The sequence below is a fragment of the Prevotella sp. genome (assembly GCF_036570325.1).
In the GTDB taxonomy this organism is placed as follows: domain Bacteria; phylum Bacteroidota; class Bacteroidia; order Bacteroidales; family Bacteroidaceae; genus Prevotella.
The window spans coordinates 1-8,526 of sequence record NZ_DATCYK010000071.1; the positions used below are offsets into that span (position 1 = coordinate 1).

At 50.3% G+C, this 8,526-nt stretch carries 4 protein-coding genes; all 4 read left to right on the forward strand.

Translation table 11 applies throughout. The annotated features are described in order from the left end of the window. The coding region (locus VIR50_RS08115) for a hypothetical protein (protein WP_331934640.1) at positions 1–2,703 on the forward strand (2,703 nt) is incomplete at its 5' end. Continuing rightward, positions 2,672–4,780: a DUF4838 domain-containing protein gene (locus VIR50_RS08120; RefSeq protein ID WP_331934641.1), complete on the forward strand. Its 2,109-nt coding sequence runs from the start codon at positions 2,672–2,674 to the stop codon at positions 4,778–4,780. The genes VIR50_RS08115 and VIR50_RS08120, both read left to right, overlap by 32 nt. An 87-nt stretch (positions 4,781–4,867) precedes the next feature. Continuing rightward, on the forward strand, positions 4,868–5,362 hold the full coding sequence (locus VIR50_RS08125) for a DUF1573 domain-containing protein (protein WP_331934642.1): 495 nt from the start codon (positions 4,868–4,870) through the stop codon (positions 5,360–5,362). Between the two features lie 389 nt (positions 5,363–5,751). Continuing rightward, the gene (locus VIR50_RS08130) at positions 5,752–8,376 is read left to right on the forward strand and encodes a TonB-dependent receptor (RefSeq protein ID WP_331934643.1); all 2,625 of its coding nucleotides are present in this window, start codon (positions 5,752–5,754) and stop codon (positions 8,374–8,376) included. Positions 8,377–8,526 lie beyond the last annotated feature (150 nt).

The following is an 8,526-nucleotide window of genomic DNA, read 5'->3' on the forward strand; positions in this document are numbered from 1 at the left end:
TATTTGTTCCGTGCCGTACGTGAAGACAGAGAAAATAGGGAAGCCAAGCAGTTGCTCGTCAGGGTAGAGGAGTACACGGGCAATTATTCAAGTGCTATCTGTTACATCAACGAACTGTTGCAGATGGCCCCTTATGAAAAGACCTTGTGGATAAAGAAGATGGGAATCTATCGGTTGCAAGGCAATCATATAGAGGCCGATCGCTTGTTGCGTCGTTTGGTTCAGGTATATCCGAATGACCAATCGCTGCAGCGTCGTCTGAAAGGCAGGGTGGAGGAAAATGTGATTGCCTCACGCAAATCAGGTAAGATGAACGAGGCTATTGCCCACTTGCGCCAGCTTATAAAATTAGGGCCTAACGAACCGGAAAACTATTTACAATTGAGTAACTTGCAGTTGCAGGCCGGTTTGTCGGAAGAAGCGCTCTCCACGGTTGGCGAGGGCTTGCAGGTAGCTCCGGGCAGCGTGGCCTTGGCCGAGAAGCGCGTGGCTATTCTGTCAGGTCTTCACCGCTATAATGAGGCGCTGGAATTCCTTAACACCCATCTGCGTACCCATCCTAACGGTCGTTTGGCCGGTATGGTAAGCGGTTTACGTGAGCAAGCTGCCAGCGACGCGGTATCTAATGACCCTTATGTAGCCTACGGTAGGATTTACGAAAGCAGTAAATCTAACGAGGCGCTTAACTTCTTGCTTAACACTTCTGTTGCCCGTGGCTACACCAGCGATGCGCTTTTTTATATAGGTGAGGCCCGCAAACGTCAGGGCAATTCGCCTACCTTACTTTATAAAGAGTTTGAAATCTATAAGCGCACCGGCGAGGATCGCAAGGCCATAGCGTTGTTGGAAAAGATTTTAAAACTACAACCCCGTAACGCGGAGGTGGCCGATGAATTGGCAGCTTATCGTCTTAATCAGGCTTCAGACCTGATGATAACGATGGATTATGTCGAAGCCATACCCTTGTTAGATTTCGCCGCGCGTCATGCCGCCGACCGTGAGATAGTGCAAAGTGCCTTGAACAAAAAATACACTTGCTATTTTGAAACCCGTCGTTATAAGGCAGCTTCAGCATTGTTGGATACCATTCATGCTCGTTTCCCACGCCAACCACGTAATTACTACGTACAGCGCTCTACGTTGCTCAACATGCAGGGCAAGTCGATAGAGGCTTTGGCACTGCTCGAAAACGCGCTTGACAGCACGTCGACAGCCGATGAGCACACGATGTATCTCTCGGCTTACGAGACCATCGCATTGCCTTATATCAAGGGATTGATAGCCGCCGGTAATATCAGAACGGCCATGGACGCCTCTGAACGTTTCTTGCGTCTCATGCCGTCATCACACGATGGATTGCTTTATGCCATCAATTGCGCGGCCTTGTTGCGTCATGATACCGATTATGGGCAGTACACCCAGATGGCGCTCAATTATTATCCTGACGATATTCTGTTCAGGGTGAAGCGCGCGGCCTATCTCGGTAGCCATAAGGAATACGACAACGCACTTGCGCAGTTGAGGCCTTGGATGGATACTTACTTCAATGACAGTACGCTTATAGGGTCTTTCTCTGCGCATAGCGAGTCCTTGGCCCATACTTATATCAAGCAGCATGAAGGACAGCGGGCCTTGGCCGTGCTCGACTCAGCGCTGGTTTATGACTCGTTCAACCGTTCCTTGCTTTACACCAAGGGTTTGGCTTTTGAAGATATGCACCAATATGATTCGGCTTATGTTTATCAGAAATATTATCAGCCCGGGCCAATGGAGGTGAGCAGCCATAAGCTCCATTTGGACCAATTGCTTACCAAAGATGGTTCCAATGAGCTTATGTTGGGCTATCGTCATGCCCGTTATGGCGAGGCCGATGTTATGTCCGCTGTGGCTACCATAGGCTATACCCGCAAGGAAAAGTATAATTCCTATACGCTCAAGTTAAATTATGCAGGCCGCGACGGTTCGGCTGTGGGTGACACCAAGGACAGCTATGCCCCCGGCGGTGTGGGCGTGCAAGGCCATTTGGAGTGGGAACACACCTTCTCGCCTCTATGGTCGGGCATGGTGAACGTAGCTGTTGCCAACCGCTATTTCCCATCGCTGATGGCCAATGCCCGCTTGGAACGTACGCTGCGCAATGATTGGGTAGCCGATGTTCACGCCGGTTTCCGTCGGGTAGAGTCCAATATGAAAGAATTTAAGTTCAATAAAAATACGGAAGAGTGGGAATTTGATCATTGGAAAACGGGCCATAAGCAAATGCTCAACATCGGAGTTGGGGCCACGAAGACCTATGAGCAATTTTCATTAGGTGGTAAATTCGACCTTATTTCCTACGCCTCCAAGCTGTGTTACAGCGGTGTGTTAGTAGGTAAATATTTCCCACAAGAGAGCCGTCTGCTCAATCTTTCGGTGACAGCCGGCGTGGGTTCGGCTCCCGAGTCTACCATTCTCGACGCCGCTTTGCCGGGAACTTTTGACCGCACCAATACGATGGTGGGCATTGGTGGTACCTATCTGTTGTTCCATAATGTAACATTGCATGTGGAAGGTAACTGGAACACCTTTACCAATACCACTAATCATCCCGAGCCTATCCTCGATTCCAATAATGAAAAGCGGACAGATATATACAACAATATATTTACCACAAATTATAAGAATTTGTTCCATGTCGATGCCTCTTTGTTCATTACATTCTAAGTGGCGAGGACGTTTCTATACGCTCTTACTACTGATGGTCTTTCTTTTGCTCTCCTGTTCTAACATGCGGGGTGAGAAAGTGCTGTCGGCCTATGGGCTTTACGCGGTAATTCCTTTTGATGACACGGATAGGCTCGATGTTAAGTGGGCTGATTACTTGGCGTCTCATTTGGAGAAACGCACGCCCATGCCTGAGCTTGTCACCCATTTGCGCAGCGATGACGCCTTGGAAATCCGTGTAGACCTCGATCCTGAGTTGAAAGCAGGGTTCAGTTGGCAGTGGGAAGGCTCTGACGTATTGATATTACGTACCCGTGATCAAGAGCGAATGTTGTGGTTGCTCTATCAGGTAATATCCTCTATCGGCAAGGCCGACAGTCGTTTTGACGTGGCCGATTTACCGCCTGCGTCTGTCAACATAGCCGTCAACAGCAATGGCGATTTTCCTTTTGAGTACCGTAGCATTTATTCACCATCCAATCGAAATGCCGACCTCATGCCAATCTTGGGCAGTGGAAATATAGATTTCGATTGGGGATTGTGGGGTCATAACCTAAAAAAAGTATTGGGTACCGACCTCTCCGACGACGCTTACGCGCTCAATGGCACGATTCGTGACCATGATCAGTATTGTTTTTCCTCGCCCGAGCTTTACACTCGCCTTGAGCAATTTATTCTTAATGATTATGGTGATGGCGCCAAGGATGGCGGCTCTCGCTTTGTCATTATGCCCAATGATAACGCTGTAGTGTGTCAGTGCGACCGTTGCAAGGCTTTAGGCAATACCGAGACTTCGGCCGTGCCTGCTGTTTCCGACCTTATCGCGAAACTCGCCCGCCGTTTTCCCTCCCATTTGTTTTTTACATCTTCTTACGCGTCGGTTAAAGAACCGCCGGCTAAAGTTATGCCTAAGAATGTGGGAGTTCTTATCAGCGCCATGGATCTTCCCATGACGAGCCCGCTGCCTTCAGCCTCGGAGCAGGCTTTCCGGGCACTTGTGAAACGCTGGCAGCAGACCGTTAATCGGGTCTACGTGTGGGATTACATGCGTAATTTTGACGACTATCTTACTCCGTATCCACTCCTTACGGCGGTCCGTGAGCGCTTGCAACTTTATCGCGGTTTGGGTGTGCGTGGCGTGATATTCAATGGCAGTGGCGAGGATTATGCCAGCTTTGACGACATGCAGACCTATGCCATTTCGTCATTGATGATCAATCCCGATTTCCAACCGGAGCCGTTGACGAAAGTTTTCTATGAGAAAAATTATCCCAAGAGTGCCCCCGTGCTTATCAGTTATTATACTTCGCTTGAGAAAAGCGCGCGGCAGTCAGGCCAACCCTTGCCCTTCTATGGCGGCATAGCCGATATGGTGAGGAGCGGTCTCGCCCCGGAGTCGTTCATGGGCTTCTTTAATGAGCTGGATAAAGCCTCGAAAAAGATTGACGGCGATGAGCGTAAGCAGCTCAACAAATTGCTTACCGCACTTAATTTTACGGTGCTTGAGTTACAGCGTAGCCCACTTGTGAAGCGCGACGCGGAGCTTGTTTCCAACAGCCTTGAGAATTTGATGGGGTATAAGTTCTTCGATGAAATGGTCAATTATAGAGAGTCTTACGGCTCTTTGGCCGATTATATCGCTTATTATTCAGCCCATAAGCCCATCTCTGACAGCACTAAGCCGCTGACATGTACCAATGCTCCCGAGCTTACCGACCGTTATCTGGGTTCGCCTTATGACTATCATACCAATTGGCGCGTGTCTTCGGCACCCACAGAGACATTTGTCTTAAATGCCGGCAAGGCTTCAGGGCAGTTGCAGGTGTCATTTCTCCATGCCTCGGCGTGGCATATCTACCAGCCTTCTTCCGTATCCGTATGGCAAAATGGCCGCAAGGTGGTCGAGGCAAAATCGCCTAATCCGTCATTGGGTCAGAAGTCCGAGGGTTTCCATCGGGTAACATTTACTTTGCCACTGAAGAAAATTAAGACCGGTCAGCCCTTCGAGTTGCGTGTTAATCGTATGGAGGGACAAGGCAAGATAACGACCGGTTGTGACGAAATAGAATTGAAATAACAGATGAAATTTAAATTAGCAGTATTATATTTACCTCTTCTCTTGAGTATTTTCTTTGTCTCCTGTAAGCACAAAGTAGGGCCAACCATGGTGACGGTAGTCGATTCTGTCCGCCATTATCGCCCGTTGCTTCTGGGTGAGGAGCTGACCATGCACTACGATTTGACCAATGTGGGCGAGGAACCGCTTGTCGTCAACGACATACAACCCTCTTGTGGATGTATCGTCAGCAATATGGGTAGCAATCTCATCATACTTCCCGGCGAGACCAAGCGCCTTATCTTTGTCTACGATACCTCGGGAAATATCGGTTACGTAAAGCATACCATCCGTATTTACGGCAATGTTTTGCCCAAGGGAGAAATCGATTTGATCTTTGACCTCAACGTCGTTCCACCGACAGCCGAGGCTCCCGATTATGAGCAAATCTATACTGAGCGGTTGGAGAAAGATAAAGCCAAGGGCATAAAAGAGGCCGTTGACGGTCTGCATGTGGATTACACGGTTGACGAGCCCACCACGGAGAAAACCGTGGGCGACGTTCTCCGTGAGAAAGCTACCGAGGCGTCAAAGAAGTATTGATGGCCTTTGGGCGGCTGAAAGCTGCTCTTTTAGCAGGTTATAAAGGCTCTTTGGGCGGCCCATAAGCCCTTTCTTGGCGGCTGATTGGCCGCCTTTTGTTTTGATAGTTGCCAGCTTTTGTTTTGATAGCTGCCAGCTTTTGTTTTTAGGGTAGCCGCTGTTTGTCGGCTGAAGGCCTTGCTGGCGGCGTCTGACGGGTCGGACCAGTCTGACAAGTCCGACCCGTCTGACCAAAGAAAGCGGCTTTGCTGCTACCTCATCTCATCAACTAAACCACCAACTTGTTAACTCGTCCACTTGTCTACTCGTCAACTAAATCTCTCCCTCGCTGGGGGAAAACCGCTCTCCTTTCGTCTACATGAGCAGAAGAAGTAAAATTATTATCTTTCATGCGCATTAAAATTATCTTATTGTTTTGTGGAATCTTGCTCTCCACGGCCACGTTGCGGGCGGCGGGTCCGACGACGATAACCCTGCGGCAGCAGGTGGAGTGGATCCGCGCTACCTATCATGTAGACTTTGTTTACGACTCCACGATAGCGCTCAATAAGCCTTCCGCCGTTTCGTCCCTCAAGGGACTGTCGCTTTCCGAAGCGCTTTCCACGCTCTTTGCCCATACCGGTATCAGTTGGGTTAAGGAGGGACGTTATATTATCTTGAGGCAAGAGGCGCCCAAACCGGCGGCCAATCCTGCCCAGCCACCTCGTCAACGGCGGTTCACGGTGAGTGGTTACGTGAAGGACGCGACGGGCGAATCGCTCATCAACGCCACCGTTTACGACCTTGTAAGTCGGCAGGGAACCACCACGAATGAGTTTGGTTTCTATTCGATTACCCTGCCCGAAGGCGCTCACCGGTTGCGATTCTCCTACTTGGGGTATCAGGAAAAGACCGAGAGCGTTACCCTGAAAGCCAACCACTCCATGAATGTGAGCCTGCGGGAAATGAACAATCTGGCCGAGGTTATCGTGACGGGCGACATGAACTCACCTTTGCTCAATACCCAAACGGGCAAGCGCACCTTCACCCGACGCAACATCAAGAGCGAGTTCTCGCTACTTTCATCACCCGACGTGGTGAAAACGGTGCAGCGCACCAGCGGCGTCGCCGAGGGTGTAGAGCTGGCCAGCGGCCTTTATGTGCACGGTGGAAACAACGACGAGAACCTCTTTTTGCTCGACGGAACGCCCCTTTATCAAATCAATCATACGATGGGACTCTTCTCTTCGTTCAACGCCGACGTGGTGAAAAACGTTGATTTCTACAAGAGTGGCTTCCCCGCGCGCTATGGCGGACGCCTTTCGAGTGTCATGGACGTGCGCACCAGCGATGGCGACATGCAGCATTACCACGGCAGTTACCGCATCGGCATACTCGATGGGAGCGTTCAGCTCGAGGGACCGATACGCCGTGGCACGACCAGTTTCAACATAGGACTGCGCCGTTCGTGGCTCGACCTGCTCACGACACCGGCCTTCGCCATTATCAACAGCTCGGCGAAGGAGGAAAAATTCAAGCTCAATTACAACTTCCATGACCTCAACGCCAAGATAACCCATGTATTCAGCGACCGTTCGCGCTTGGCGTTGAGTGCCTATTGGGGCCGCGACTACCTCACGTCCAAGGACGAATGGATAGGCAATGATAGGAATCCGGACCATGATGTCTTGAAAAATAAGTTCAATTGGGGCAACCTCAACGTGGCCTTAGATTGGAACTACGTGTTCTCGCCCAAGCTCTTTGCCAACTTCACGGGCGTTTATACCTACAACCAATCGCGGTTCCATACGCTCGACAGCTACACTTACAAGAGCGAGCGCACGTCTACCGCCTCCCATTCGGAGCACGGCTATCTCTCCACCATCAACGACTTGGGCTATCGCATGGCCTTCGACTACCGCCCCGTGCCCAGCCATCACCTGCGTTTTGGCCACGACCTGACGTATCATTGGTTTCGTCCGCAAACTTTCATGATGATGTCTTTCCATACCAACGACGCCAAGGGCGACACCCTGCGGCAGTCGGGCGCCAACCATCATACCAGCTTGGAGCTCAACGCTTATGCCGAAGATGAGTGGACTCTGAATGATCATTGGAGCCTGAACTTCGGCGTGAACCTCTCGTTATTCAATGTGGAAGGCAAGCGTTTCTTCACGCCCAATCCCCGTGTGGCGCTGAAGTATCAGGCCAACCGTCGTCTGTCGTTTAAGGCCAGCTACACCGAGATGACGCAGTTTGTTCACAAAATATCTAATTCTTACATCGATTTGCCCACCGATTATTGGGTTGCCACCACCCGAAAGCTCCAACCCATGCACAGTCGTCAGTGGGCTTTGGGTGCCTACTATCAGCCCGGTCGCCATTGGCTTTTGTCCCTTGAGGGCTATTACAAGCAGTCCAATCACCTCTTGCAGTACGCCAACTGGTTGGGATTAGAGCCGCCCGCGGACAGTTGGGACACCCAAGTGATGGAGGGCCGCGGCCGCTTCTACGGCATGGAGGCCGACGTTCACTACCAAGGAAGCCGCCTGTCGGTGGATGGCTCTTACACGCTTTCGTGGAACCAACGCTACTTTAAGGACTTCTTTCCCCATTGGTATTACGATAAGTTCGACAATCGGCACAAGCTGAACGTCACTGTTCGCTACCGATTCTCAAAGGGTACGTATGCCTACGCGGGCTGGGTGTACCACACGGGCAACCGCATGACCACCCCGACGCAGTATGCCGAAATGCCCGATTTGGGCGAAGGACGCCGGCAGGCCTTTGTTTATGAGCGCCCTAACAACGTCATTCTGCCCGCCTATCACCGTTTAGACTTGGGCGTCGACATTCATCATGTCACCAAACGGGGCCATGAGCGCATTTGGAACTGGAGCCTTTACAACGCTTACTGCCATTTCAATACGCTGTGGGTCGACGTGAAGTACAATGAGCAAACGGGCCGTATCAAGACCAAAGCCCGTGGGTACATACCCATCATACCGTCGTTCAGCTACACGATAAAGTTTTAAAAGTAAAAGAGTAAAAAAGTAAAAGGGTAAAAAGGGAAAGGGAAAAGTAAAAAGGTAAAAGAGTAAAAGGGTAAAAAAGTAAAAAATACAAAAGCATAAAAGTAAAAGGGTAAAAAGGGAAAGGGAAAAGTAAAAAGGTAAAAGAGTAAA

Bases quoted from the DNA above. Each gene is read 5' to 3' on its own strand.
- VIR50_RS08130 (WP_331934643.1), top strand. From the start codon at position 5,752: ATGCGCATTAAAATTATCTTATTGTTTTGTGGAATCTTGCTCTCCACG.
- VIR50_RS08125 (WP_331934642.1), top strand. From the start codon at position 4,868: ATGGTGACGGTAGTCGATTCTGTCCGCCATTATCGCCCGTTGCTTCTG.
- VIR50_RS08120 (WP_331934641.1), top strand. From the start codon at position 2,672: ATGTCGATGCCTCTTTGTTCATTACATTCTAAGTGGCGAGGACGTTTC.